Below are 24,982 nucleotides of genomic sequence, written 5' to 3' on the forward strand. Positions count from 1 at the left end.
CGGCACCCGGCCTGGACCAGTCCGAGTCACGCCTGTTTGCAGCGTGCCGCGCCTGGACTAGCCTTCGCGCAAGCACAGCAAGCGGGAGGATGCGCATGCGCGGGGTGGTGTTCCACGGGGACCGGGAGCTGGAGATCATGTCCTTCCCCGACCCCACGCCGGGCTTCGGCGAGGTGGTGCTGGAGATGAAGGCCTCCGGCATGTGCGGTAGCGACCTGAAGCAGTACCGCCGCCCCAAGGGCGTGCGGCAGGGCATGGGCCTCGCCGCGGCGGATGGCCCGGTGATCGTCGGGCACGAGCCGTGCGGGGTGGTCGCGGCGGTCGGCCCGGGCGTCGATCCGCGGCAGGCCAAGGTCGGCCAGCGGGTGATGGTGCACCACTACCAGGGCTGCACCACCTGCGGCCATTGCCGCACCGGCTGGCAGCAGCTGTGCCAGCGGGTGCCGGTGAAGGTCTATGGCAACAACAGCCATGGCGGCCACGCGCCCTATCTCTGCGTGCCGGCCAATACCCTGGTGCCGCTGCATGAGGGGCTGAGCTTCCAGGCCGGCGCCGCCATCGCCTGTGGCACCGGCACCGCCTGGGGCGCGCTGCGCCGCCTCGACGTCTCGGGCAACGACACGATCGCCATCTTCGGCCAGGGGCCGGTCGGGCTGTCCGCCACCCAGCTTGCCGTCGCCATGGGCGCGCGCGTCATCGCCCTCGACATCTCGCCGCAGCGGCTGGAACGGGCCAAGGAATTCGGCGCGGCGGAGGTGATCAACCCCTCGAACATGGACCCCGTGCAGGCGATCCGCGACCTGACCCATGGGCTGGGCGCGGAGAAGACGCTCGACACCTCCTCCTCCCCGCAGGCACGCATCCAGGCGGTGCGGGCGCTGAAGGTGTGGGGCACCTGCTGCTTCGTGGGGGAGGGCGGGGATGTCACCATCGACGTCTCGCCCGACATGCTGAGGCGGCAGGCGAGCATCGTCGCGTCCTGGACCTTTTCCGCCGTCGGGCAGGAGGAATGCGCGCAGTTCATCCTCGACCGCGGCATCAAGGTGGATGCGCTGTTCACCGAGACCTGGTCGCTGGACCAGGCCGAGGAGGCCTATCGCCTGTTCGACACCCAGACCAGCGGCAAGGGCGTCTTCCTGTTCTGAGCCGCAGGCTCCGAGCCGGAGATCGCCGTGGCCGCCGCCAGGCGGCCCGGGATGGGTCCGGGCCATGACCCGCGCGTCGCCGCGCGGGGATCATGGCCCTGCGCTGCGCCGATGCCCGGGGGAGGCAGGGCCTCCCCCGGCGCCGCCTCAGCGGATGGGGTCGGTGGGCGCCATGGTGCCGGTCGCCGGCGCGGTGGTCGCCGGGCCGGTCCCGCTCGCCGGCGCGGGCGCCACGGTCCGGCCGGTGCCGTCGCTGACCATGCCGCCGCCCATGTAGGCGCGGTCGCTCTCCCGCTGCTGCTCGCGCCGCGCCGCGGCTTCCTGCGCGCGGGCGCGGCGGGTGCTGGCGCTGCGGCCCTTGCCCTCCTCCACGCCGGGAATGCGGGTCTCCGGGTTGCTCCAGGGCGGCCGGCCCAGGTTCACGTCCTGGGCCGAGGTGGTGGCGCCGGTCACCGCACCGGCGCCGGCGCCGATCGCCGCGCCGGCCAGCGCGCCCACTGGGCCGCCCAGGGCGCCGACGCCCGCGCCGGTGGCCGCGCCGGCCGCGGCGCCGCCGGTGGTGCGGTCGTTGCTGTTGGTGCCGCAGGCGGCGAGCATCGCCCCCAGCAGCGCGGCACCGAGCAGTCTGCCTGTCATGCCATGACTCCTTCTGCCGTGGCGGGCGCCAGCGGCCCGGGGATCGCCCCTGGCCGCAGCACCGCCCGCGGCACCGGAACGTGCCTGCGGCGTGCCGGTTGCCTTCCGGTCAACCGCCGGGTGCTGCCGCGCCGGCCGCCGGGGCGCGACGTCAACCGCCGGGTGCGGGCGGGGCGGGCGCGGGCCAGTCCGGCCGCTCGAAGCGCTGGATCTCCAGCAGGTAGCCGGCCGGGTCGCGGAAGAAGATGTGGGTGATGCCGGTGGCCTCGTTGCGCCGCGGCGGGCCGTCGCAGGCGATGCCCTGCGCCGCCAGCCAGGCATGCCACGCCTCCACCGCCTCGCTCACCAGGGTCAGCACCACGCCGCCTTCCCGGCGCGGATCACCGGCCTGCCGCGGGCCGCGGGCCTGGCAGACGCCGAGGAAGGCGCGGCCGCCCGGCGCGGCGGCATAGATGGCGCAGCGCCCCTGGTCCTGCACCACGGACAGGCGCAGCACCGCCTCGTAGAAGCGGCGGCTGGCCGCCAGGTCCTCGGCATAGAGGAAGGTGATCTGCTGGGCGGGCGGGGGCGGCGGCTGCATGCCGCCAGTCTGGCCCGCCCGGCCGGTGGCGCCCAGGGGAAGTACGCTGAGGACGAGTACGCCCCGGAGGACTACGCCCAGCGGGTCGCCTGCAGGTCGCTGATGCGGTCCACCACCGCGGTCACGCCCGGCACGCCGGCGGCGATCGCCGCCAGGCCGCGCCGCACCGCCGCCGAATGGCAGAAGCCGTGCAGCGTGACGGCGCCGCCCGCGACCTCGAAGAAGACATAGGGCGCATCGGCCCAGGGCAGGCGCTGCATCTCCGCCGCGACGGCGGCGCGGATCGCGTCGTCCGAGGTGGCGGCGGGCGGCGCCAGCAGCGCCCGCAGCAGGTCGGCGCGGGAGAGGATGCCGACCAGCACGCCATCCTGCACCACCGGCAGGCGGCGGACGCGATGCGCCTCGATCAGGGCGGCGGCGTGCTCGACCGTCACCTCCTCGGTCACGGTGATCACCTCCCGCGTCATGATGTCGCCGGCGGTCGCGCCATGCACCGCGGCATAGCGCTCCGCCGCCCGGTCGCGGTCGTAGAGCAGGGCGCGGAGGAAGCCCGGTTCCGGCGCATCGCCGGACGAGAGGCGGCGGATCAGGTCGGCCTCCGAGACCAGCCCGAGCAGCAGGCCCCAGCCATCGGTGACCGGCACGGCGGAGATGCCGCGGTCGGCGAGCAGGCGGGCGATGGCCAACACCGGCGTATCGGCGGGCACCGAGACCACCTTGCGGGTCATGACGTCGCGGACCTTCATGGCACGGGCCTTTCCTGGCGCGGGATGCGTGCCGGGGATGGTGGCAGGGCGCGGCGCCGGGCGCCTTGCGCGCGGTCAAGCCGGGCCGGGGTTCGTGGCGCGACGGGCGGCGACGAGGCCGGCCAGCAGGCGTGGTTCGTGCCCGGGCGCCAGGGCCGGACTGGCGGCCGTCGTGGGGGCCGGGGCGCATCGGCGCGGCGGTTCCGTCCTGGCGTGTGGCCCGGCCCCGCCGCTGCCATCGCAGCCGTGGCGGCGTCCCGGCCAGGCCGGTCTCTCCCCTCGCCGATCCATCGCGCCTCCGTTCGCAGGCGCGCCCGGGGCCCGGGCCGCGATGCCCGAAGGCGCCTGCGGGCCGTGACCGGCGATGCCGCTCCCCGGGCCACGCATCGCGGGCCCGCCGGGCCAGCCGGCGGCCGCCAGGAACCGCCGCTCAGGCGGGGCGGGCGCGGTGGCGGCGGGCGCGGGCGGCGGCCTTCTCCGCCTCGCTCCGCTCGTCGCCCAGCACGGCGCGGACCCGCAGCTCCTCCAGGTCCAGCTCCTGCTCCAGCTTCTGCAGCCCCTCGGCGTGCAGGTCGCCGGCCATCGCATGCGCGATCAGCGCCTCCCGTCCCGCCTCCAGCGCCGCCAGCCGCAGGCGGCGGCGGGCGCTGCGCTCGGCCGCCGCGGCGCCGCGGTTGCTGGCGGTGCGGTGCAGGTGGCCGGCGCGGTCCTGGTATTCCGGCAGGATGTCGCGGGCGATCGCCCCCTCCAGCGGGTCGTCGAGGAATTGCTCGATGGCGGAGAGCGCGGCGGCGGCGATGATCCGCCGGCCCTCCGCCTCGTCCGGGGCGATGCCGCCGTCATGCGCCGGCGCCTCCACGCCGAGGGTCCGGATGACCCATTCCAGCGTCGTGCCCTGCAGCACCAGCGTCGCCAGGATGGCGACGAAGGCGAGGAAGACCAGCAGGTCTCGCTCCGGGATCTCGTCCGGCAGCGCCAGCGCCGCCGCCAGGCTGACCACGCCGCGCATGCCGGCCCAGCCGATGACGGCGGTGTGCCGCCAGTTCCGCGGCGGCTCGCCCGCCGCCTGCCGCATCCGCTGCGGCATCAGCCAGGCGGCGGGGAAGACCCAGAGGAAGCGGGAGAGGATGACCGTGGCGGCGATGGCGCCGCCGATCGCCAGGAGCTGCCCGGTGCCGCGGTCGGCGATGCGTTCCAGCACATGGTTGAGCTGCAGCCCGATCAGGATGAAGACCAGGCTGTTCAGCAGGAATTCCACGAAGCGCCAGACCGCCTGCGCTCCCATCCGGCTGCGGGAGGTGAGCAGGGTGTGCTGCGCGCGCCCCATCAGCATGCCGGCCGTGACCACGGCCAGCACGCCGGAGACGCCCAGCGCCTCCCCTGCCAGGTAGGCGGCATAGGCGGCAAGGAAGCTGGTGGTGACCTCGAGCTGCGGGTCATCCAGCCGGCGGAAGGCCTCGATGGCGCCGCGGCCGACCGCCCAGCCGACGGCGATGCCGCCGAGGCCGAGGGCGAGGAAGCTCGCCGCGCCCTCGGCCGGCGCCAGGTCCGCCCCCGCCAGCGCCGCGGCGACCGCGAGGCGGTAGAGCACGAGCGAGGAGGCATCGTTCACCAGGCTTTCGCCCTGCAGCACGGTGACGATGCGGCGCGGCAGGTTCAGCCGCTGCAGCACCGCTTCCGCCGCCACCGCGTCCGGCGGCGCGACGATGGCGCCGAGGGCGATGGCGACCGACCAGGGCAGATCCGGCAGCAACAGCTTCGCCACCCAGGCGACGCAGAAGGCGGTGAACAGCACGGCGCCGAGGGCGAGCGCCAGGATCGGCACCAGGGCGCTGCGGAAGGCGCGCCAGTCCGTCCGCCAGGCGCTGGCCTGCAGCAGCGGCGGCAGGAACAGGGCCAGCGCCAATTCCGGGTCCAGCCGGTATTCCGGCACGCCGGGCGCGACCGCCAGCAGCATGCCGCCCAGCACCAGGATGACCGCATAGGGCACCGCCAGCCGGCGGGCGAGCAGGGCGAAGCCGATGCAAGCCGCGACGAGCGCAAGGAGGGCTTCGACCTGATCCATCCGCCATGCCCCCTGCTGCGCCCCGGCACGGCGGCGCCGGACTTCCTAGGCCCGATCGCCCGGATTGGCACCCGCCCGTCCAGCGCGGGCGGCGCGGGGCCGCATGAACTTTCCTCGCGGTCCCGGTCGCGGTCTTGGTCGCGATCCGGGCCCCGGTCGCGGCGGCGACGCCCGCCCCCCGTCCTGCCCGAACGGCCGGGTTGCCGGCGGCCGGGCCGGGCGACCACCTCTCGGCGACCATGCTGGACATTCCCCTGCCGCCCGACGACTCCCTTTTGCTGGACGCCTATTCCCGCGCCGTCACCGCGGCGGTGGAGCGGGCGGGGCCGGCGGTGGTGCATGTGGCGGTGCGCGGGGCGCGCGGGGCGGGGACCGGCTCCGGCGTCATCGTCTCGCCCGACGGGCTGGTGCTGACCAATGCCCATGTCGTCGCCGGCGCCCAGGCGGTGCAGGTGACCGCCGCCGAGGGCCGGCCCTTCGCCGCGCGCCTGCTGGGCGAGGATCCCGACACCGACCTGGCCCTGCTGCGGGCCGAGAGCGCCGGCGCGCTGCCCGTGGCGAGCCTGGGCGATTCCGCCGCGCTGCGCCCCGGGCAGCTGGCGGTCGCCATCGGCAACCCGCTCGGCTTCTCTTCCACCGTCACGGCCGGCGTCATCAGCGCGCTGGGGCGCAGCCTGCCCAGGGGACCGGGACCCCGGGGCGGAAGGCCGATCGAGGATCTGGTGCAGACGGATGCGGCGCTGAACCCGGGGAATTCCGGCGGCGCGCTGGTGGACAGCGCCGGCCGCGTCATCGGCATCAACACCGCGATCATCGCCGGCGCGCAGGGCCTGTGCTTCGCGGTGGCGAGCAACACGGCGCAGCTCGTCCTGGGGCAGCTTGTCCGCTTCGGCCGGGTGCGGCGGGCGGCCCTGGGCCTGACCGGGCAGCGGGAGGCGGTGCCGCGCCGCTTCGCCCGGGCGCATGGGCTGGCGCAGGAAAGTGGCGTGCTGGTCGCCGCGGTGCAGCCGGGCGGGCCGGCGGCGAAGGCGGGGATCGAGGCCGGCGACCTGCTGCTGGCCTTCGGCGGCCAGGCGGTGACCGGCGTGGACGCGCTGCTGCGCTGGCTGACCGGGGAACGCGTGGGCGAGGACGCCGAGGCGCTGCTGCTGCGCCGCGGCGACCTGCGGCGGCTGCGGGTGGTGCCGGCCGAGCGGGGCTGAGCGCGGGTGGCCCCAGGGGGGCGCCGCCACCCTCGACCCCCCGCCGGGGATCGCACCGACCCCGGGCCCCCGTAGGGGTTTATCGCCCGAGGGATCCAAGGGCCCTTCGGCCCTTGGCGGGTGGAGTTCGAGGAGGGCAGCGCCCTCCTCGACCGCCGCGCCTCACGCCGCCCGCAGCGCGCGGTCCTGCCGGCAGCGCATCAGCGGCTGGATGCGCTGGCCGAAATCCTCCATGCCCGCGATGAAGTCGTCGAAGACCAGCATGAGGCCGGCGGTGCCGGGCACCGCCGCCGCCTCGTCCAGCAGCCCTGCCACCGTCGCGTAGGATCCGACGAGCAGCCCCATGTTGAAATTCACCGCCGACTTCGCCCGCGCCATCCAGCGGGCGGTGGAGGTGGCGTCCGCCGCCGTGTCGGCGCCGGCCTGCTGCGTCAGCCAGGCCACCGCTTCGGTGTCCACGCCGTCGCGGTAGCGCTCCCACTTGGCGAGCGCGGCCGCGTCCGTCTCCTCGGCGATGACCATGTAGAGGACATAGGCGCCGCAGGTCCGGCCGGTCTCGCTGGTCGCCTGCACCAGGCGGGCGATGTTGGGTGCGGTGGCGCCGGGGTCGTTCTGGCCGGCGCCGGCGCAGAAATTGTAGTCGCCGTACTGTGCCGCGAAACGGATGCCGGCGGGGCTCTGCCCGGCGCAGACCACCGGGACGCGGCCGGCGGCGGGTTGCGGGCTGACCCGGCAATCCTTCATCTGGAAGTACCGGCCCTGGAAGTCGGACCGGCCGGTGGCCCACAGCTCCCGCATCACCTGCACGTATTCCGCGCAGTAGTCGTAGCGGTTGGCGAAATGCTGCTCGCCGGGCCAGAGGCCCATCTGGTCATACTCGGCCTGCTGCCAGCCGGAGACGATGTTCACGCCGAAGCGGCCGCCCGAGATGTCGTCGATGGTCGCCGCCATGCGCGCCACGATGGCGGGCGGCATGGTGAGCACGGCGACCGAGGCATAGAGCCGGATGCGCTCCGTCACCGCCGCCAGCCCCGACATCAGGGTGAAGCTTTCCAGGTTGTGGTCCCAGAACTCGGTCGGGCCGCCGAAGCCGCGCAGCTTGATCATCGAGAGGGCGAAGTCGAAGCCGTAATGCTCCGCCCGCTGCACCACCTGCCGGTTCAGCGCGAAGCTGGGCATGTACTGGGGCGAGGTGCTGGAGATGAGCCAGCCATTGTTCCCGATCGGGATGAAGACGCCGATATCCATCCGCCTGCCTCCGTCCGCTGGGGCGGGTCGCCGTGCGGCCCGGAGGCCGCCCGGCGTGAACCCACCCGATGATCAACGATGGGCAGCGGCGCCGCGTTCAGCCCTGGACGCGAACCGCTGCAGACGGGGATGCTCGTAGGCAAGTGGCGTGCCGCCAGAGCGCAATCGGCGTGCTGCCGAAGCGCGATCGCCGTACCGCGAAAGCGCAAACGGCGCGCCGCCGGGATCAGCCGACCGGCATGAAGTCGTAGGTGCCGACGCCCTGCAGGATGGCGAAGCGGCAGGGCCCGCCATCCTGGCCGGTGACCCGATGCGCGGTGCGGGCGGGCACCGCGTGCATCTGCCCGGGCTGGAGGATGGTGGTGCCGGCGGGGGCGCGCGTCTCGATCACCATCGGGCCGTCCATGCACCAGAAGGTGTCGGTGACCTCCGAGTGCCAGTGCCAGGGCACTTCCTGCCCGGCGGCGAGGGTGAGGATCTGCATGCGCAGCCCCGGCGCCTCGGCGACCAGCTCGCGTTTCTCCAGCGGATAGGTTCCGGCCTTGGCCATGCGCGTCACTCCTGCGGCGGGTGGACCTGCAGCCAGTGTCGCGCGATCTCCGCCCGCCGCGCCACCCACACATCGCGGTGGCGGCAGACATGGTCGAGGAAGCGGGCCAGCGCCGCCGCCCGCGCCGGCCTTCCGGCGAGGCGGCAGTGCAGCCCGACCGACATCATCCGCCCGCCTTCCCGGTGCAGCGTGTCGAAGGCATCGGTCAGGTGCTGGGTGAAGCCGTCATTCGAGGAGAAGCCCGGCGGCACCGCGAATTTCATGTCGTTGTTGTCGAGCGTATAGGGCAGCACCAGCAGCGGCTTGCCGCCCGCCTTCACGTAGTAGGGCAGGTCGTCGGCATAGCTGTCGCAGTCGTAGAGGAAGCCGCCATGCTCGGCGACCAGGCGGCGGGTGCGGGCGCTGATGCGGCCGGTGTACCAGCCGAGTGGCGCCTGGCCGCAGAGCCGCGCGATGGTCTCGTGACAGCGGGCGATCTCGGCGCGCTCCATGTCTTCGGGGACATTGCGGTAGTCGATCCAGCGCCAGCCATGCGAGGCGACCTCATGCCCCTGGTCGGTGAAGGCGCGGGCGACGGTGGGGTTCAGTTCCAGCGCGCGGCCGACGGCATAGATGGTCAGCGGCAGGTTGCGCTCGGCGAAGAGGCGGAGGATGCGCCAGACGCCGGACCGGGCGCCGTAGTCGAACTGCGTCTCGGTCGACAGGTCGCGCTCGCCCTGGCGGGGCGTGCCGCCGGGGACCTCGTGCAGATAGATCTCGCTGTGCGGGTCGCCGTTGAGGACCGTGTGCTCCCCGCCTTCCTCGTAGTTCAGCACGAAGGAGAGGGCGAGGCGGGCGCCGCCGGGCCAGCGCGGGTCGGGCGGGGTGGGGCCGTAGCCGAGGAAGTCGCGGGGGTGCTCGGTCTCGGCGGCGAGGATCTGCGGCGCGTCGGTCATGCCGGAAGGGTCATCCGGCCCGGCATCCCGGGTCAAGCCGGCGGCGGCAGGTCCTTCGCCATCTCGTGCGCATAGGGGCGGAAGCCGGCGGCGCGGTAGGCGGCCTCCGCCGCCGCATTGCCGGCGAGCAGGCCGATCATGATGCGCGTGACGCCGGCGGCCGCGGCGAAGGCTTCCGCTGTGGCCAGCAGCGCGCGGAAGGCGCCTTGGCCGCGCGCCTCCTCCCGCACGAAGGCGTCGGTGACATAGGCGATGCGGCGGCGGTCCGGCGCGACATAGGCCGGCATCTCGTCGAGGACGAGGCAGAGATGCCCGACCACGGCGCCATCCGCCTCGGCCACCCAGGTCGCCCCGCCCATCGCCGCCACGCGGCCGAGGATGTGGTCGAGGCTGGCCTCGGCCGCGCCGGGTCCGAGGTTGCGGTCGCCGGCAATGGGCTGCTCGTACAGGTTCAGCGCCGCCGTATGCTCCAGCAGCGCCGCCCGGTCGGCCGGTGCGAAGGGGCGGACCCGGATGTCCATGTCCGCCCCCCGCCGGCTCAGTTCTTCGCCTTGTCGACCAGGGCGTTCTGCTTGATCCACGGCATCATGCCGCGCAGCTTCTCGCCCACTTCCTCGATCGGGTGCTCGGCCAGGCGGCGGCGGGTCGCCTTGAAGCTGGCCTGGTTCACCTTGTTCTCCAGCATCCAGTCGCGGGCGAATTTGCCGGACTGGATGTCCTCCAGCACCCGCTTCATCTCCGCCTTGGTCTCCGGCGTGATGATGCGCGGCCCCGTCACGTATTCGCCGTACTCGGCGGTGTTGGAGATCGAGTAGTTCATGTTTGCGATGCCGCCCTCGTAGATGAGGTCGACGATCAGCTTCACCTCGTGCAGGCACTCGAAATACGCCATCTCGGGGGCGTAGCCGGCCTCGCACAGCGTCTCGAAGCCCGCCTTGATCAGCTCGACGAGGCCGCCGCAGAGCACGGTCTGCTCGCCGAACAGGTCGGTCTCGCATTCCTCCTTGAAGGTCGTCTCGATCACGCCGGACCGGCCGCCGCCGATGGCCGAGGCGTAGGAGAGCGCGATCTCCAGCGCATTGCCCGACGGGTTCTGCGCGACCGCCACCAGGCAGGGGACGCCGCCGCCCTTCTGGTATTCGCTGCGCACGGTGTGGCCCGGGCCCTTCGGCGCGATCATGAAGACGTCGAGGTCGGGGCGCGGGTCGAGCAGGTTGAAATGCACGTTCAGGCCATGGGCGAAGGCGATGGCGGCGCCTTCCTTCAGGTTGGCGTGCAGGTGGTCGCGGTACAGGTCGCCCTGCAGCTCATCGGGCGTCAGGACCATGGTGACGTCGGCCCATTTGGCGGCCTCGGCCGGGGTCATCACCTTGAAGCCGGCGGCCTCCGCCTTCTTCCAGGACCCGCCGGGGCGCAGGCCGATGGCGACATCGACGCAGCCGCTGTCGCGCAGGTTCATCGCATGCGCGTGCCCCTGGCTGCCGAAGCCGATGACGGCGACCTTCTTCGCCTTGATCAGGTTCACGTCTGCATCGCGGTCGTAGTACACGCGCATTGTTCGGTCCTTTCTTCGCGGTGTTCAGGTGGTCCTGGCGTCGCGCCCGTCATGCTCCGGTCGGGATCGCCTCGCAAGTGGGTGAGGGGCGGCGGCCGCCCGGGCCGGTCAGGCCAGCAGCCCGCCCGCGCCGCGCGCGATCGCCACCACGCCGGTCCGGGACACTTCCTTCAGCCCGATCGGCCGCATCAGGTCGATGAAGGCGTCCAGCTTGTCGCCGGCGCCGGTCATCTCGAAGACCAGGCTCTCGGTCGTCGCGTCCACCACCCGGGCACGGAAGGCGTCGGCCAGGCGCAGCGCCTCCATCCGGTTCTCGCCCTTGCCCACCACCTTGATGAGCATCATCTCGCGCGCGAGATGCGGGCCTTCCAGCGTCAGGTCGCTCACCTTGTGCACGGGCACCAAGCGGTCGAGCTGCGCCTTGATCTGCTCGATCACCATGTCCGTGCCGGAGGTGACGATGGTGATGCGCGACAGGCGGCGGTTCTCATCCACCGGCGCCACGGTCAGGCTCTCGATGTTGTAGCCGCGGCCGGAGAAGAGGCCGACGACGCGCGCCAGGATGCCGGCCTCGTTCTCGACGAGCACGGCGATGGTCGCGTTGCGGTAGCTGGTATCGGTCGGGTCGGGCATGGATCAACCAGGGGCAAGGCTGCGGGTCGCGGGGCGGCGTCGCCGCCCCGCCTCGGTGTCACGCGTGGTGCGGGGTCAGACCAGCACCTTGCCCTCATCCGTCACGCCGGCGACGCCGCCGGTCTGGCCGGGCGCCAGGATCATCTCGTTATGCGCGGCGCCCGAGGGGATCATCGGGAAGCAGTTCTCGTCCTTGGCGACCGCGATGTCGGCGATGACCGGGCCGGGATGCGCCAGCATCTCGCGGATGCCGGCATCGAGGTCCTCCGCCCGGGTCACGCGGATCCCCCGCGCATGGAAGCTTTCCGCCAGCTTCACGAAGTCGGGCAGGGCGGCCGAGTAGCTCTCGGAGTAGCGGGAGCCATGCAGCAGCTCCTGCCACTGCCGCACCATGCCCATGTACTCGTTGTTCAGGATGAACACCTTCACGGGCAGCCGGTATTGGGCGAGGGTCCCCATCTCCTGGATGTTCATCAGGATGCTGGCCTCGCCGGCGATGTCGATGACCAGCGCGTCGGGATGCGCGATCTGCACGCCCATCGCGGCCGGCAGGCCGTAGCCCATGGTGCCGAGGCCGCCCGAGGTCATCCAGCGGTTCGGCTGCTCGAAGCCGAAATACTGCGCCGCCCACATCTGGTGCTGGCCGACCTCGGTGGTGATGAAGGTGTCGCGCCCCATCTCCCGCGTGATCTCGTACAGCCGCTTCACCGCATGCTGCGGCTTGATGATGCTGCCTTCCTGGACGTAGTGCAGGCAGGACTTGCCGCGCCACTCGTCGATCTGGCGCCACCAGCCGGCCAGCGCGCCGCGGTCCTGCTGCTGGCCATCCTGCTTCCAGGCCTCGATCATCGCCGCCAGCACCCGGCCGGCATCGCCGACCACGGCGACATCCACCTTGACGTTCTTGTTGATGGAGGAAGGGTCGATATCGGCGTGGATCTTCTTCGACCCCGGGGAGAAGGCGTTCAGCCGCCCGGTCACCCGGTCGTCGAAGCGGGCGCCGATGTTCAGCATGACGTCGCAGCCATGCATGGCGAGGTTCGCCTCATAGGTCCCGTGCATCCCGAGCATGCCCAGGAATTGCGGGTCCGTGGAGGGATAGGCGCCCAGGCCCATCAGCGTGTTGGTGCAGGGCATGCCGGTCATGCGGACGAACTCGCCCAGCAGGCGCGATGCCTCCGGCCCGGCATTGATGACGCCGCCGCCGGCGTAGACGATCGGCCGCTTCGCGCCCTTCAGCAGCGCCACCGCGTCGCGGATCGCCCGCGCGTCAGGCTCGGTCTGCGGGCGGTAGCTGCGATGCGGGGTCTGCGGCGCCTCGGTGTAGGGGCCCTTGCCGATCAGGATGTCCTTCGGCAGGTCGATCACCACCGGGCCGGGGCGACCGTTCTTCGACACGTAGAAGGCCTCGTGCACCGTGGAGGCCAGCTTGCGGATGTCCTTGACCAGGTAGTTGTGCTTGGTCGCAGGCCGGGTGATGCCGGTGGTGTCGGCCTCCTGGAAGGCGTCGTTGCCGATCAGGTGGGTCGGCACCTGGCCGGTCAGGCAGATCACCGGGATGCTGTCCATCAGCGCATCCACCAGGCCGGTCACGGCATTGGTCGCGCCGGGGCCGGAGGTGACCAGCACCACGCCCACCTTGCCGGTGGACCGCGCATAGCCCTCCGCGGCATGCACCGCCGCCTGCTCGTGCCGGACCAGGATGTGGCGGATGGCGTTCTGCTGGAACAGCGCGTCGTACAATGGAAGGACCGCGCCGCCGGGATAGCCGAAGATGACCTCTACGCCCTGGTCCTTCAGCGCCTGGAGGACGATCTCCGCACCGGTCATGGTGCGGGCCGTCTCGTGTCCCTGGGGCGGGGTCTGAAGGGTGGCGGACATGGGTCATCCTCGGGGCAATGCGTCGCCGGCCGGTCGGGGCAAGCCCCCGGGACCGGATCGGCGAGGGCCGCACCCCTACGCCCCCTGCTGCGCCGCGTCAACGCCCCTGATCAACAAACGCCAAGATTTTCGGGTCTATGCATTCCTGAAATTGCGCTACGCCCTCCATTCGCGCATGGATGATATGCGTGTGCGTCGGGGCCGCGAGCGCGTGGTGGCGGAACCAGGTCGCCTGCCGCTTGGTGTACTGCCCGGTGTTCAGCACCGCCCGCTCGCGGGCCGCGGCCAGCGTCATCGTCCCCTGCAGATGCGCCAGCAACTCCGGCACGCCATGCGCCCGCATGGCCGGCAAGGCGGGGTCCAGGCCCTGCGCGGCCAGCGCCCGCACCTCCTCCAGCGCGCCGGCCGCCAGCATGGCGTCGAAGCGGCGGGCGATGGCGGTGCGCAGCGCGTCCCGCGGCGGGTCCAGCAGCACGGCGGCGAAGCGCGCGGGGGCGGGTCCGGTGCGTCCGGCCTCCCGCTGCCAGGCCAGCAGCCCGCGGCCGGTGCCGCGCCAGACCTCCCAGGCGCGGGCGACGCGCTGGCTGTCGGCCGGGCGGAGCGTCGCCGCCGTCTCCGGGTCCGCCGCCGCCAGCCGGGCATGCAGCGCCGGGGCGCCGATCTCGGCCAGCAGCGCCCGTGCTTCCGCCCGCGCCGCCGCCGGCACCGGCGGGATGGCCGAGAGCCCCTGCGTGAGCGCGGCGAAGTACAGCCCCGTCCCGCCGCAGAGGATCGGCAGGCGGCCCGCTGCCCGCGCCGCCGCCATGGCCGCCAGCGCTTCCTCCCGCCACCAGGCGACGCTCGCCGCCGCCGCCGCCGGCCGGATGCCGTACAGGACATGCGGGACCAGCGCTTCCTCCGCCGGGGTCGGGCGCGCGGTCAGCACCCGCAGGTCCCGGTACACCTGCATGGAGTCCGCGTTGATGACGGTGCCGCCCAGGCGCCGCGCCAGGCCCAGCGCCAGCGCCGACTTGCCGCTGGCGGTGGGCCCGGCGACGAGGATGGCGGCCGGCGCGGGTTGCGTCATGCCGCCGCCCGGGCGATAGCGCGGCGTCCAGCGCAGGCCGTTGCATGTCCCAGATCCTGACCCTGATCGCGCCGCCGGGCGGCCTCGGCCCCGCCCTCGTCGCCCGCGTGCGCGATGCGCTGCGGGCGCTGGGCGCCGAGGCCGGCACGGCCGACTGGCTCTCGGACGCCGAGGCCGCCGACCTGCCCTTCGACAACCTGGCCGCCGAGCAGGCCAGGGCGGCGGCCATGGCCGCGCTGCAGGGCGCGCCGGTCGACGCCATCGCCACCCCGGCCGAGGGCCGCCGCAAGCGGCTGCTGCTGGCCGACATGGACAGCACCATCGTCACCACCGAGACGCTGGACGAGATCGCCGCCTTCGCCGGGCTGAAGGAGAAGATCGCCGAGATCACCCGCCGGTCGATGAATGGCGAGCTGGATTTCCGCGAGGCGCTGGTGGAGCGCGTGGGCATGCTGGCCGGGCTGCCGGTCTCCGCCCTGGACCGCACCTGGGAGACCACCGCGCTCACCCCCGGCGCGATGGAGCTGGTGCGCACCATGCGGGCGAACGGCGCCCATTGCGCCCTGGTCTCCGGCGGCTTCACCTTCTTCACCGGCCGCGTCGCCGAACTGGTCGGGTTCCATGCGCATCACTCCAACACGCTGGAGATCACGGATGGCAGGCTCACCGGCAAGGTGGGGGAGCCGATCCTCGACCGCAACGCCAAGCTGGCGACGCTGAAGCGCCTGGCGGCGGAGCACGGCCTGTCCCTCGACGCCGCGGCGACGGTGGGCGACGGCGCCAACGACCTGGCGATGATCCAGGCGGCCGGCCTCGGCGTCGCCTTCCACGCCAAGCCGGTGGTCGCCGCGGCGGCCCGCGCCAGGCTGGACCATGCCGACCTGCGCGGCGTGCTGTTCGCGCAGGGGTACCGGGCGACCGAGATCCTGGCCGGCTAGAGCCGATCCCGCTCAGGTGGACGCACCTGCGCGGCTGACGCTGCTCGTGGAGTCACATGGCTGGACCGGTCGCCGCGAGCCATGGCGAACGGCAACGGCCCCAGCGCGGGCCTTGGGGGGGCGCTGCCCTTCTCGGTCGCCCCGCGCCGGTGTCGGGCGGACGGCATCCGGCCGGCCGCGGGAACCCGCGGGTCCCCGCCCCGGCGCTCAACGCCCCGACGGCGAGCCCCGGGGAGGACGCCGGCGAGGGGCCGGCACCCCCCGCGGCCGGCGTCATGCGTCCGCGCGGATGTTCCCCGCCCGCACCGCCTCGCCGAACATGGCGAAGTAGCGCTGCGTCAGGGTGCCCAGCTCCTCCGGGCTGCCGGGGATGCACTCGATGTTCTCGGCGGCGAAGGTCTCCCGCATCTTCGCCGCGCCCATCACCTGCCGGTTCACCGCCGCCAGCCTGTCGACGACGGGGCGCGGCGTGCCGCGCGGCGCATACATCGCGAACCAGCTCTGCACGTTGTAGTCAGGGATGCCGGCCTCGGCGCTGGTCGGCACTTCCGGCATGACGGCGGAGCGGGTGGCGTTGGTCAGCATCATCGCCCGCAGCGCGCCGGACCGCACATGCTGGCCCAGCATCTGCACCCCGTCGAAGAACAGCGGCGTCCGGTTGGCCAGCACGTCGGGGATGGCGGCGGCGGTGCCGCGGAAATGCACCGGCTCGACATTCGCCCGCGTCCGCGCCCGCCACATCTCGGTCACCACATGGGTGATGCCGCCGGCGCCGGTGCTGGCGTATTTCACGCTGTCGGGCTGGCGCTGCAGCCATTCCATCAGCTGGGCATGCGTCGTCACGCCGAGCTGGCTGTTGACGCAGAACAGGAAGGGGTTGGTGATCATCGCCGACACCGGGACCAGGTCCCGCATCGGGTCGAAGCTCATCCGCTCATAGGTGTGCGGGTTGATCACCACCTGGCCGGAATTGGCGACCAGCACGGTATGGCCGTCGGCCGGCGCGCGGGCGACGAGTTCCGAGCCCAGGTTGCCGGCGGCGCCGGGCCGATTCTCCACGACCACCGGCTGGCCCAGGATCTCCTGGAAGCCCTGGGCGGCGCGGCGGGCGAGCACATCGGTCGGCCCGCCCGGGGCGAAGCCGACGATGAAGCGCACCGGGCGATCCGGCCACTGGCCCTGGGCCCGCGCGGGCAGGGCGAGCGGAGCGGCGGCGAGGGGCACGGCGGCGAGCGGCGCGGCGGCGAGCAGGCGGCGGCGGGTGAGGCGCATGGTCATTCCCTCCGCTCAGCCATCGGCCCGGATGCCGCCGGCGCGGATCGCGTCGCCATAGGCCTTGAACTCGCGCTCGCAGCGGATGCGCAGCTGGTCCGGCGTGCCGGGGACGCATTCCATGCCGCCGGCGGCCAGCCGCTCGATGACGTTCGGCACCGCCAGCGCGCGGCGGTTCGCATCCACCAGCCGGTCGATCACCGGCTGCGGCGTGCCGCGTGGCGCGAACAGGCCGAACCAGTTGTCGTAAATGAAGCCGTCCAGCCCGACCTCGGCCGAGGTCGGGACGTTGGGCAGCATCGGCGTGCGCTTCTCGGCGATGTAGACCATGCCGCGCAGGGTGCCGGCGCGGATGTGCTGCTCGAACTGGATGATCGTGTCCAGGCCCATGGGCGGCATGCCGCGCAGCATCTCGGGCGTCATCGCCGCGGCGCCGCGATAGTGCACCGGCGTGATCTCGGCGCCGATGCGGCGGCGCCACAGCTCCTGCACCACGTGGCTGATCCCGCCGGCGCCGGAGGTGGCGTATTTGTGCTGGTCCGGCTCCCGCTTCAGCTTCGCCACCAGCTCGGCATGGGTGGCGACGCCGAAGGACGGATGCACGGCGATCAGCAGGCCGGTCATGGTCATCAGCGCGACCGGGACCAAGTCCCGCATCGGGTCCACCGGCAAGCGGTCATAGGTATGCGGGTTGATGACGATCTGCCCGACATTGGCGACCAGCAGGGTGTGGCCGTCCGGCGTCGCCCGGGCCACCGCTTCGGTCGCGATGTTGCCGGCAGCGCCCGTGCGGTTCTCCACCGGGCAGGGCTGGCCGAGGATGTCGGCGAAGCCCTGGGCGGCGAGGCGGGCCACCGTGTCCGTCGGCCCGCCGGCGGAAAAGCCGACGATGAGGCGTACCGGCCGATCCGGCCAGCCGGCCTGGGCACGGCCGGCGCGCGGCAGGATCGGCGCGGCGGCCAGGGCGGCGGCGCCGCCTAGCAGGGCCCCGCGCCGGAGGCGGGTGCTGGTCATCCTGTCCATCTCCTCGGTGGCCACGCTCCGGGCGTGGCCTGGCTGTTCTTCCACCGATGCAGGGCTGGCCTGCGTCGTGCGCATGCCGCGAGATGGTTGGCGAGCCAGAAGATGTCAAGAAGTTAATCCAGAGTGCCGCGATCGGGCGGCGCCCCGGGGCCGGTTCAGGCGGCCCGGGCCAGGGTACCGAGCCGTTCCAGCACGCGGTCGACGCGGCCCAGGGATTGCGCGTCCTGCGGGAAGGTCAGCGCCAGCAGCCCGTCCGCCTGCCGCGCGACCCGCGCCGGCACCGTGCCGCCGGCGCCGGGCAGGTCGGCCTCCACCTCGGTGCCCGGCGGCAGCGGGACATCGGCCGCCACGGCCATGCCGCCGCGGGAGATGTCGCGCAGCCGGGCCGCGATCGCCGCCCCGCCCCGGCGCGGCCGCAGCGTCACCGTCTCCCCGCCGCCGGCGATGCGCTCGAACCGCCGCCGCTCGCCCTCGTCGCTGCGCATGGCGGCGAGGAACTGGTCCACCTCCTCCCGCAGCGCGCCGGCGACCGAGGACACCTCGGCCGCCGCCGCCAGCACCGTGCGGCTGCTGCCGCCGGCCGTCTCGGCGATGCCCGAGACGCCACGCATCGCTTCGGTCGCGGCATCGTTCTGCCGCGTCACGGTCTGCACGCTGCTGGCGATCTCCCGCGTCGCGGCGCCCTGCTCCTCCACCGCCGCGGCGATGGCCGAGGCGACCTCGTCCACCTGGCCGATCGCCATGCCCACCGCCTGCACCGCCGCCACCGCCTCGGCCGTCGCGGCCTGGATGGCGGCGACCTGGCCGGCGATCTGCTCGGTCGCCCGGCCAGTCTGGCTGGCCAGCGCCTTCACCTCGCTTGCCACCACCGCGAAGCCCTTGCCGGCCTCGCCGGCGCGGGCCGCCTCGATCGTCGCGTTGAGCGCCAGCAGGTTGGTCTGGCCGGCGATGTCGCTGATCAGCCGCACCACCTCGCCGATTTGCCCGGCCGCCTCGGACAGGCCCCGCACCGTGGTGTCGGTGGCTCGGGCGCGGCCCACCGCGTCCTGCACCGACGCCGCCGCCTGGGCCACCTGGCGGGAGATCTCGGCGACGCTGGCATTCAGCTGCTCGACCGCGGCGGCGACGGTGGCGAGGTCGCGGGCATTCTGCTCGGCGCCCGCGGTGGTGCTGGCGCTGCGGTCCCGGGTGCTTTCGGCGACCTGCGCCATCTCCTCCGCCGCCTGGCGCATGCCGCCGGCGGCGCCGGACAGGGTGGCCATGACGCCGGAGATGCCGGCGGCGAAATCCGTGGTGTGGCGGTCCATCGCCGCCTGGCGGCGGTTGCGGGCGGCCTGCTCGGCCTGTTCCCGCGCCGCGAGGGCATCGGCCTCCCGCAGCCCGGCGCGGCAGGCCTCGATCGCCCGGGCCAGGCCGCCCAGCTCATCCGCCCGCTGCGTGCCCGGCAGGTCGAAGCCGTAGTCGCGCTGCGCCAGCCGCTGCATCGCGCCGGTCAGGCCGGTGACCCGGCGCAGCACGCCGCGGTCCGACCACAGCGCGGCGCCGCCGGCCAGCAGCGCGGCGAACAGGCAGACGCCACCCAGCAGCCAGAGCGCGCGCTGGTACAGCCTTTCGCCGCGATCCCCCGCCGCCTGGCCGGCGCGCAGGTTGAACTCGGACAGCGCCTGCAGGGAGTCGAGGAAGCGGGCATAGTCGGTGCGCATGGCACCGGTGAACAGCGCGGACGCGCCCGCCTCGTCGCCCGACCGCACCAGCTGTTCCAGCCGCGGCGCATGGCGCTGGAAGGCGTTGCGCGCCGCCACCGCCTGGTCGACCAGGCGCCGTTCCTCCGGGTCGTGCGCCAGCGCCTCGAATTCCCTCCAGGCCTCGTCCAGCCGGCGCGCCTGCACGCCCAGCCGCTCGAACTCGAAGGCCAGGGTGGCGGGGTCCTTCACGAAGATCGAGTTCGCCTGCAGCTGCCGGTAGCGGGCGGTCGCCTCCCGCAGGGTGCCGAGGTGGTAGGTGCTGGGCAGCCAGGTGCCGCGAAGCTCGGCCGCCGCGTCGTTGATGGCACGCAGCTGATGCGCGGCGAATCCGCCGACGCCCAGGGTGAGCAGGGCGGCAAGCGCGAACAGGCCGAGCAGCTTGGCGCGGATGGTGGCGCGCGATAGGACGGGGGCGGTCACTGCGGGCTCCCTCGAGGGCCGCCCATGCTGACCCGCACTCCGTCAAGGATGGGTAAGGATCGGATGCGCGATCCTGCCCGCGGGATGCCCTCAGGGCGTCTCGCCGGCCGCCAGCCGCGCCTCGACCGCTGCGACCGCGCCCGGCAGGTCGGCGATGCCGTCCACCACCAGATGCGCCCCGGCCGCCTCCAGCTCCGCCGTGGCGCGGGCGCGCAGCGCGGCCCGCTCCGCCGCCGGCAGCGCCGCCAATGCCTCGGCCGACAGGCCGGCGATGTTGCCGGTCAGCGCCACGCCCACCGTCCAGGTGCCGGCGGCGCGGCCTTCGCCGATGCCCGGGGCCGTGTCGTCCACCTTCACCACGCTGGCCGCCGGCCAGACGCCCATGGCGGCCATGGCCTGCCACATCTGCAGCGGCGCCGGCCGCCCGGCGGCGAGGTCGCCGGCGCAGACCGTCACCTCGGGCGCGAAGCCCTGCGCTTCGGCCAGCGGGGCGAGGGCCGCCATGATCGGCCGCGTATAGCCGGTGGTGGAGCCGATCCGGATGCCGCGTGCCCGCAGCGCGGCCAGCGCCGCCGCGGCGCCGGGGATCAGCGCCGCATGGTCGCGCACCGCGGCGATGTTCATCGGCTCGAACACCGCGAAGATGCGCTGCACATCCTCCTCGTCGAAGTCGCGCCCGTGCTGCGCGCGCCAGGCCTCGTTCACCGCCCGGCCGACGGCGCGGATATGGTCGGCCTTGGCCATGCCCATCGGGCCGCGCGCATCGGCGATGGAGATCCCGACGCCGAATTCCGCGAAGGCGCGCTGGAAGGCGCCCATGGGCGCGCGGCTGCCATGGTCCACCACCGTCCCGGCCCAGTCGAGGATCACCGCCCGGACCGGGCCGGCATAGGGGCTGCGCCAATCGGTCACGCCATGCTCTCCCAGGCGGCGAAGACATCCTCGGCCAGGCCGAAGGCGGTGCTGGCGCCGGTGCCGCTGGTGACGGACACCAGCATGACGCCCGGCATCGGGCTTTCGAAGAAGGCGGTGTCGGGGCCGGAGGGATAGACGCCCACCCAGCGCTCCAGCACCTCCGGCCGGGGCAGGTCCAGCACGGCGGACAGCTCCCGCAGGATCAGGTCGTCCACCGCGCCTGGCTGGAAGGGATCGGGGCTGTCGGAATAATGGTGGCTGTCGCCCACCACCAGCGACCCGTCCGCGCCCTGCACCGCGATCAGGTGGATGCCGTCCGCCAGCTCCGCGCCCTGCTCCGCCCGCAGCCGCGCCGCGAGGCGGGGGAGGGAGGGGCAGTCGCGGTAGCCCAGGTAGCGCATCAGGCCCAGGTCGCTCATCACCGCCCCCGGCAGCGCGACGCCGGGGGCGGCGACGCGCAGCATGTGCAGCTTGCACAGGGTGACGCCCCGGCGCGTGAAGCTTTGCGGAAACAGCGTCCGCAGATCGGTGCCGGGGCAGACGATGATGCGGTCCGCGGCGACGGTCCCGGCCGTGCTGTGCAGCCGTCCCGGCTCCACCCCCGTCACCGCCGTCAGGCGGCGGAAAGCGACGCCCTGGGCTTCCAGCCAGGCCGCCAGGCGCGGGACGGCGTCGCGGCTTTCCACCCGCAGCTCATGCGGGCTGTGCAGGGCCCCGGCCAGGTCCGGCCGCAGCGCGCCGGCCGCCGCCGCCTCCCGCGCGCTCAGCATCCGGCAGCCCTCGCCCATCGGGCCGGCGGCGAATTCCTCGAGGCAGGCCAGCGCTTCCGGCCGCCGCGCGGCGAAGACCAGGCCGCGTTGAAGGATCTCGATGCCGGCCTGCGGCGCCAGCGCCGCCCAGATGTCGCGGGCGCGGCGGGCGCGGCGCCAGCAATCGCCCGCCTCCTGCCCCGTCACCGTCACGAAGCCGAAATTGCGGATGGAGGCGCCGACGGCGCGCGCCTCCCGCTCCAGCACCAGGGTCCGCAGCCCGGCGCGCGACGCGGCCAGGGCATGCGCCAGCCCGACGATGCCGGCGCCGACGATGGCGCAGTCGTAGCGGTCCTGCATGGGGCGGCAGCGGTAGCCCAGGCCCGGCGCAACGACAATGGTGGCGCCCGGGCCCGGGCCCGGGCCCGGGTGGCGCGCTGCCTGCGCGCTGGGCAGGCCGGGCGCGCAGGGCACGCCGGCTGGTCAATCCGCCGCCCGGCCGGCCCGCCGCGGACCCGGCCCCCGGTGTCCATCCGGCCGCCGCGTGCTTAACTCGCGAGGAACAGCGAGGCCCCGAGGCATGACCATCCCCCGCCAGGAATTCCGCGACGCCATGGCCCGGCTGGGTGCCGCGGTGAACATCATCACCACCGGCGGGCCGGCCGGCCGCGGCGGCTTCACCGCCAGCGCCGTCTGCAGCGTGACCGACGAGCCGCCGACCCTGCTGCTCTGCATGAACCGCGGCGCCACCGCCGCGCCGGCCATGAAGGCGAACGGCACGGTCTGCGTGAACGTGGTGGCGGCCGCGCAGAAGGAGGCCGCGATGGTCTTCGCCGGCGTGACGAAATGCAGCATGGAGGAACGCTTCGACGCCGGCACCTGGATGACGCTGGCCACCGGCGCGCCGGTGCTGCAGGGCGCCGTCGCATCCTTCGACTGCCGCATCGCCGAGATCATCGAGAAGGGCACGCATCTGGTCGTGTTCGGGGAGGTGCAGGCGATCCGCCTGGGCGACCCGAACGACCACGGGTTGATCTATTTCGGGCGGGACTACCATCCGGTCGGGATGCCGGCAGCCTAGCGAGAGGGCTTTGCGGGGTCCGCATCGCGCATCGCGCGATGGGGTTCCCCTGTCCCTCTCGCGCCCTCCCGCCAGGGGCCGAAGGGCCCTTGGGACCCGCGGGTCGCTACCACTCGCCGTAGAAGACGCCCGCCTTCTTGTGGCTGTCGGTGCGCAGTTCCGCCTCGGCCCAGGTGATGGTGGTGCGCGACTTCAGCCGGGTGAACCAGGTCAGCAGCCGGTGGCGCATGGCGTCGCGCACGCCGGCCAGCGTGCCGTCCGCGCCCAGGTCGTGGAACTCGTCCGGGTCCTGCTGCAGGTCGAAGAGCTGCGGCCGGTAGCCGCCGGTCCAATGCACGTATTTCCAGCGCGCCGTCCGCACCATCCAGGCCATGTGCTGCCCGGTCGGGTGGCCCAGCCGCCGGCGGGCGCCGCGGAAGGTCCAGTCCAGCTCGCTGATGGCGCAGTCGCGCCATGTCTCGTCCGCACCGGCCGCTTCCCCCGCCGCGCCGGCGATGCCGCCGCGCAGCGCCGGGATCAGCGACCGCCCCTCCACCACATGGCTCGCCGGGTCGAGCCCGAGCGCGTCGAGGATGGTCGGCACGCAATCCACCGCCTCGACAAGCCGCGCATCCTCCGTCCCGCGCGTCGCCTCCGCGGCGGGGGAGGGGTCGTAGACCAGGAAGGGCACCTTCTGGATGCAGTCGTGGAACAGCTCCTTCTCCCCCAGCCAGTGGTCGCCCAGGTAGTCGCCATGGTCGGCGGTGAAGATCACCAGCGTGTCCCGCCAGCGCCCGAGCCGCTCCATCGCCTCCCACACCCGGCCAAGGTGGTCGTCCACCTGCCGGACCAGCCCCTGGTAGGCCGGGCGGACGGTGGCGATGGCATCGTCCTGCTGGAAGCTGCGCGCCACCTCCTCCTCCTGCCAGGCCCGGAACACCGGATGGGCGCCCGGCCCGCGCTCGGCCTCGTGCCGCCGCACCGGCAGGCAGTGCTCCGGCCCGTACATGGCATGGTAAGGAGCCGGGGCGATGTAGGGCCAATGCGGCTTCACGTAGGACAGGTGCAGCACCCAGGGCGCGTCGCCCTGTGCGTCCATGAATTCGATGGCGCGGTCGGTGGTGTAGGCGGTCTCGCTATGCTCCTCCCGCACCCGCGCCGGCAGGCATGCGTTGCGCATCTTCCAGCCGGACAGGGGCTGGCCGTCCGGCCCCTCGACCGAGATCACGTAATCCGTCCAGGGGTCGCGGCCGGCATAGCCCTTGCTGCGCAGCCAGTCGGCATAGGCGCTGTCCGGCTCGCCATGATGGCCGTCATGCCGGTCCACGAGATGAAACCAGCCCTCCTTCAGCAGCGCGGTCAGGTCGTTCTGGCCATCCAATTGCAATCGCCGCAGCCCCGCCGCATCCGGCAGCACATGCGTCTTGCCGGCCAGCGCCAGGGTCCGCCCGCTCTCGCGCAGGTGCCAGCCCAGCGTGACCTCGCCGACCGAGAGCGGCACGCGGTTATGCGTCGCGCCATGCGAGGAGACGTAGCGCCCGGTGTAGAAGGACATCCGCGACGGGCCGCAGATGCCGGACTGCACGAAGGCATTGGGGAAGCGCACGCCGCGCCTCGCCAGCGCGTCGATGCTCGGCGTCCGCAGATGCGGGTGACCGGCGCAGGAGAGATGGTCCCAGCGCAGCTGGTCGCACATCACGAACAGCACGTTGCGGATCATCGGCATCCCCCCTCGCGGCCCCGGCACTCTGCCGCGCGCCGCCGCCCCTGGCGAGGCCGCGGGCGGTGAGCCCGGCCGAGGCGGCGCTGCTGGCGGCGCAGGACGTGACGCGGCTGCCCGCCATGCCGGCGCCGCTGGCCCGGCTGATGCTGCGCCATGCGCAGGAGGCGGCGGAGCGCCGCTTCGCCCAGGCCGCGCTGGCCATGGCGGAGGCGGTGGAGATGATCGCCATCCTCGCCGACGGCATGGCGCCGGAGGCGCTGGCGCCGGCCCGCGCCTGGGCTCTGGCGCGGATCGAGCAGCATGGCGCCGTCGCCCTGCCGCCGCACCTGCCGCGCCTCCTGCTGCAGGGCCTCGGCGACACGGTGCCGGGGCCTGGCACCGCCCTGGGCCGCGCCTGGGCGCGGCAGGCCTTCCGGGAGGAGGTGGCGGCCGCCGGCCTGGCCCGGGTGCCGCTGCTGCCGCTCGGGCTCAATTGCCTGCCCTGGAACCTGCCGGCGCGCTGGGGCTTCCGCAGCGCCCCGAACGCCATGGAGGCCTTCAACCCCTTCGCGCTGGCCTCGCACGAATTGCCCACGGTGCTGGCGGCGCTGGAGGAAGGCTGGGCCGGCTATGCGCCGGAGGACGGCATCCGCGCCATCGCCGCGCCGGGCGGCGCGCGCATCCCGCTGCGGGCGGATGGCGGCGCGGTCTGGAACCACCATGCCGGCGCGCCCTGGGACGAGGCGGGCTTCGCCGCGCTCCGCCTCGACCTCGCGATGCTGGCGCGGCGGTTCGAGCGGCTGGCGGCGGCGCGCCTGCCGCTGCGCGTGGCCCTGCTGGCGACCGAGCGAGCGGCGCCGGATGCGGCGCTGGCGGCGCGCCTGCTGGCGGCGCTGCGCCGCCGCGCCCGCGACGG

23 protein-coding genes are annotated in these 24,982 nt (G+C 73.6%); 5 read left to right on the top strand and 18 right to left on the bottom strand.

The window, feature by feature from the left end:
* Positions 1-95: 95 nt before the first annotated feature.
* On the top strand, positions 96-1,145 hold the full coding sequence (locus E2C05_RS08470) for a zinc-dependent alcohol dehydrogenase family protein (protein WP_133219180.1): 1,050 nt from the start codon (positions 96-98) through the stop codon (positions 1,143-1,145).
* 147 nt (positions 1,146-1,292) lie between these two features.
* Here E2C05_RS08470 and E2C05_RS34000 read toward each other — a convergent pair whose 3' ends face one another.
* The 4 genes from E2C05_RS34000 to E2C05_RS08490 all read right to left on the bottom strand — a co-directional run bounded on the left by E2C05_RS34000 (position 1,293) and on the right by E2C05_RS08490 (position 5,172).
* On the bottom strand, positions 1,293-1,781 hold the full coding sequence (locus E2C05_RS34000) for a hypothetical protein (protein ID WP_192912436.1): 489 nt from the start codon (positions 1,779-1,781) through the stop codon (positions 1,293-1,295).
* 151 nt (positions 1,782-1,932) lie between these two features.
* Positions 1,933-2,361 carry a VOC family protein gene (locus E2C05_RS08480; RefSeq protein ID WP_133219181.1) on the bottom strand — a complete coding sequence of 143 codons (429 nt, stop codon included), beginning with the start codon at positions 2,359-2,361 and terminating at the stop codon, positions 1,933-1,935.
* Between the two features lie 71 nt (positions 2,362-2,432).
* Positions 2,433-3,107, bottom strand: a complete 675-nt coding sequence (locus E2C05_RS08485; RefSeq protein WP_133219182.1) for a CBS domain-containing protein — start codon at positions 3,105-3,107, stop codon at positions 2,433-2,435.
* Between the two features lie 430 nt (positions 3,108-3,537).
* On the bottom strand, positions 3,538-5,172 hold the full coding sequence (locus E2C05_RS08490) for a Na+/H+ antiporter (RefSeq protein ID WP_133219183.1): 1,635 nt from the start codon (positions 5,170-5,172) through the stop codon (positions 3,538-3,540).
* A 239-nt stretch (positions 5,173-5,411) separates the two neighbouring features.
* On the opposite strand from E2C05_RS08490, the gene E2C05_RS08495 reads away from it, so the two are divergent.
* Positions 5,412-6,374 carry a S1C family serine protease gene (locus E2C05_RS08495; protein ID WP_133219184.1) on the top strand — a complete coding sequence of 321 codons (963 nt, stop codon included), beginning with the start codon at positions 5,412-5,414 and terminating at the stop codon, positions 6,372-6,374.
* 162 nt (positions 6,375-6,536) lie between these two features.
* Here E2C05_RS08495 and rutA read toward each other — a convergent pair whose 3' ends face one another.
* The 8 genes from rutA to miaA all read right to left on the bottom strand — a co-directional run bounded on the left by rutA (position 6,537) and on the right by miaA (position 14,242).
* Complete coding sequence (gene rutA / locus E2C05_RS08500; RefSeq protein WP_133219185.1) at positions 6,537-7,622, bottom strand: pyrimidine utilization protein A; 1,086 nt, start codon at positions 7,620-7,622, stop codon at positions 6,537-6,539.
* Positions 7,623-7,848: 226 nt separating this feature from the next.
* Positions 7,849-8,172, bottom strand: a complete 324-nt coding sequence (locus E2C05_RS08505) for a cupin domain-containing protein (protein ID WP_133219186.1) — start codon at positions 8,170-8,172, stop codon at positions 7,849-7,851.
* A gap of 5 nt (positions 8,173-8,177) precedes the next feature.
* Positions 8,178-9,107, bottom strand: a complete 930-nt coding sequence (puuE, locus tag E2C05_RS08510) for an allantoinase PuuE (protein ID WP_133219187.1) — start codon at positions 9,105-9,107, stop codon at positions 8,178-8,180.
* A 32-nt stretch (positions 9,108-9,139) separates the two neighbouring features.
* Positions 9,140-9,628, bottom strand: a complete 489-nt coding sequence (locus tag E2C05_RS08515; RefSeq protein ID WP_133219188.1) for a GNAT family N-acetyltransferase — start codon at positions 9,626-9,628, stop codon at positions 9,140-9,142.
* 17 nt (positions 9,629-9,645) lie between these two features.
* Positions 9,646-10,662 (bottom strand): ketol-acid reductoisomerase, encoded by a 1,017-nt coding sequence (gene ilvC, locus E2C05_RS08520; protein ID WP_133219189.1) that lies wholly within the window; start codon positions 10,660-10,662, stop codon positions 9,646-9,648.
* Between the two features lie 108 nt (positions 10,663-10,770).
* Positions 10,771-11,295: an acetolactate synthase small subunit gene (gene ilvN, locus E2C05_RS08525; RefSeq protein ID WP_133219190.1), complete on the bottom strand. Its 525-nt coding sequence runs from the start codon at positions 11,293-11,295 to the stop codon at positions 10,771-10,773.
* Positions 11,296-11,370: 75 nt separating this feature from the next.
* Complete coding sequence (locus E2C05_RS08530) at positions 11,371-13,176, bottom strand: acetolactate synthase 3 large subunit (RefSeq protein WP_133219191.1); 1,806 nt, start codon at positions 13,174-13,176, stop codon at positions 11,371-11,373.
* 97 nt (positions 13,177-13,273) lie between these two features.
* Complete coding sequence (gene miaA / locus E2C05_RS08535) at positions 13,274-14,242, bottom strand: tRNA (adenosine(37)-N6)-dimethylallyltransferase MiaA (protein WP_133219192.1); 969 nt, start codon at positions 14,240-14,242, stop codon at positions 13,274-13,276.
* Positions 14,243-14,286: 44 nt separating this feature from the next.
* Here miaA and serB point away from each other — a divergent pair, with 44 nt between their 5' ends.
* Positions 14,287-15,180: a phosphoserine phosphatase SerB gene (serB, locus tag E2C05_RS08540; RefSeq protein ID WP_133219193.1), complete on the top strand. Its 894-nt coding sequence runs from the start codon at positions 14,287-14,289 to the stop codon at positions 15,178-15,180.
* Positions 15,181-15,453: 273 nt separating this feature from the next.
* On the opposite strand, the gene E2C05_RS08545 is transcribed toward serB, so the two are convergent.
* The 5 genes from E2C05_RS08545 to E2C05_RS08565 form a co-directional block, all read right to left on the bottom strand.
* The gene (locus tag E2C05_RS08545) at positions 15,454-16,452 is read right to left on the bottom strand and encodes a Bug family tripartite tricarboxylate transporter substrate binding protein (RefSeq protein ID WP_158292017.1); all 999 of its coding nucleotides are present in this window, start codon (positions 16,450-16,452) and stop codon (positions 15,454-15,456) included.
* A 15-nt stretch (positions 16,453-16,467) separates the two neighbouring features.
* The gene (locus E2C05_RS08550) at positions 16,468-17,466 is read right to left on the bottom strand and encodes a Bug family tripartite tricarboxylate transporter substrate binding protein (protein ID WP_158292018.1); all 999 of its coding nucleotides are present in this window, start codon (positions 17,464-17,466) and stop codon (positions 16,468-16,470) included.
* Positions 17,467-17,630: 164 nt separating this feature from the next.
* Positions 17,631-19,640, bottom strand: a complete 2,010-nt coding sequence (locus E2C05_RS08555) for a methyl-accepting chemotaxis protein (protein WP_133219196.1) — start codon at positions 19,638-19,640, stop codon at positions 17,631-17,633.
* Between the two features lie 90 nt (positions 19,641-19,730).
* Positions 19,731-20,552, bottom strand: a complete 822-nt coding sequence (gene phnX, locus E2C05_RS08560) for a phosphonoacetaldehyde hydrolase (protein ID WP_133219197.1) — start codon at positions 20,550-20,552, stop codon at positions 19,731-19,733.
* Positions 20,549-21,664, bottom strand: coding sequence for a TIGR03364 family FAD-dependent oxidoreductase (locus tag E2C05_RS08565; RefSeq protein WP_133219198.1), 1,116 nt, complete (start codon positions 21,662-21,664; stop codon positions 20,549-20,551). The genes phnX and E2C05_RS08565 overlap by 4 nt, the downstream gene beginning before the upstream one ends.
* A gap of 220 nt (positions 21,665-21,884) precedes the next feature.
* Between E2C05_RS08565 and E2C05_RS08570 the strand changes: the two genes are divergently transcribed.
* Positions 21,885-22,385 (top strand): flavin reductase, encoded by a 501-nt coding sequence (locus E2C05_RS08570; protein ID WP_133219199.1) that lies wholly within the window; start codon positions 21,885-21,887, stop codon positions 22,383-22,385.
* Between the two features lie 106 nt (positions 22,386-22,491).
* Here the strand turns inward: E2C05_RS08570 and E2C05_RS08575 are convergent, their stop codons facing one another.
* The gene (locus E2C05_RS08575) at positions 22,492-24,084 is read right to left on the bottom strand and encodes a sulfatase-like hydrolase/transferase (RefSeq protein ID WP_200305836.1); all 1,593 of its coding nucleotides are present in this window, start codon (positions 24,082-24,084) and stop codon (positions 22,492-22,494) included.
* Between the two features lie 65 nt (positions 24,085-24,149).
* Here E2C05_RS08575 and E2C05_RS08580 point away from each other — a divergent pair.
* A partial coding sequence (locus tag E2C05_RS08580) for a hypothetical protein (RefSeq protein WP_133219201.1) occupies positions 24,150-24,982 on the top strand: 833 nt, incomplete at its 3' end.

Source organism: Paracraurococcus ruber (genome assembly GCF_004353985.1).
Lineage (GTDB): Bacteria > Pseudomonadota > Alphaproteobacteria > Acetobacterales > Acetobacteraceae > Paracraurococcus > Paracraurococcus ruber.

What these genes read in the sequence shown, in the direction of transcription:
- E2C05_RS08480 (WP_133219181.1), bottom strand. Translation starts at nt 2,361, where the DNA reads ATGCAGCCGCCGCCCCCGCCCGCCCAGCAGATCACCTTCCTCTATGCC.
- E2C05_RS08505 (WP_133219186.1), bottom strand. Translation starts at nt 8,172, where the DNA reads ATGGCCAAGGCCGGAACCTATCCGCTGGAGAAACGCGAGCTGGTCGCC.
- E2C05_RS08495 (WP_133219184.1), top strand. Translation starts at nt 5,412, where the DNA reads ATGCTGGACATTCCCCTGCCGCCCGACGACTCCCTTTTGCTGGACGCC.
- serB (WP_133219193.1), top strand. Translation starts at nt 14,287, where the DNA reads ATGTCCCAGATCCTGACCCTGATCGCGCCGCCGGGCGGCCTCGGCCCC.
- E2C05_RS08545 (WP_158292017.1), bottom strand. Translation starts at nt 16,452, where the DNA reads ATGCGCCTCACCCGCCGCCGCCTGCTCGCCGCCGCGCCGCTCGCCGCC.
- E2C05_RS08530 (WP_133219191.1), bottom strand. Translation starts at nt 13,176, where the DNA reads ATGTCCGCCACCCTTCAGACCCCGCCCCAGGGACACGAGACGGCCCGC.
- ilvN (WP_133219190.1), bottom strand. Translation starts at nt 11,295, where the DNA reads ATGCCCGACCCGACCGATACCAGCTACCGCAACGCGACCATCGCCGTG.
- E2C05_RS08515 (WP_133219188.1), bottom strand. Translation starts at nt 9,628, where the DNA reads ATGGACATCCGGGTCCGCCCCTTCGCACCGGCCGACCGGGCGGCGCTG.
- E2C05_RS08470 (WP_133219180.1), top strand. Translation starts at nt 96, where the DNA reads ATGCGCGGGGTGGTGTTCCACGGGGACCGGGAGCTGGAGATCATGTCC.
- E2C05_RS08490 (WP_133219183.1), bottom strand. Translation starts at nt 5,172, where the DNA reads ATGGATCAGGTCGAAGCCCTCCTTGCGCTCGTCGCGGCTTGCATCGGC.
- E2C05_RS08570 (WP_133219199.1), top strand. Translation starts at nt 21,885, where the DNA reads ATGACCATCCCCCGCCAGGAATTCCGCGACGCCATGGCCCGGCTGGGT.
- miaA (WP_133219192.1), bottom strand. Translation starts at nt 14,242, where the DNA reads ATGACGCAACCCGCGCCGGCCGCCATCCTCGTCGCCGGGCCCACCGCC.
- puuE (WP_133219187.1), bottom strand. Translation starts at nt 9,107, where the DNA reads ATGACCGACGCGCCGCAGATCCTCGCCGCCGAGACCGAGCACCCCCGC.
- E2C05_RS08550 (WP_158292018.1), bottom strand. Translation starts at nt 17,466, where the DNA reads ATGACCAGCACCCGCCTCCGGCGCGGGGCCCTGCTAGGCGGCGCCGCC.
- ilvC (WP_133219189.1), bottom strand. Translation starts at nt 10,662, where the DNA reads ATGCGCGTGTACTACGACCGCGATGCAGACGTGAACCTGATCAAGGCG.
- E2C05_RS08485 (WP_133219182.1), bottom strand. Translation starts at nt 3,107, where the DNA reads ATGAAGGTCCGCGACGTCATGACCCGCAAGGTGGTCTCGGTGCCCGCC.
- E2C05_RS34000 (WP_192912436.1), bottom strand. Translation starts at nt 1,781, where the DNA reads ATGACAGGCAGACTGCTCGGTGCCGCGCTGCTGGGGGCGATGCTCGCC.
- rutA (WP_133219185.1), bottom strand. Translation starts at nt 7,622, where the DNA reads ATGGATATCGGCGTCTTCATCCCGATCGGGAACAATGGCTGGCTCATC.
- E2C05_RS08575 (WP_200305836.1), bottom strand. Translation starts at nt 24,084, where the DNA reads ATGATCCGCAACGTGCTGTTCGTGATGTGCGACCAGCTGCGCTGGGAC.
- E2C05_RS08565 (WP_133219198.1), bottom strand. Translation starts at nt 21,664, where the DNA reads ATGCAGGACCGCTACGACTGCGCCATCGTCGGCGCCGGCATCGTCGGG.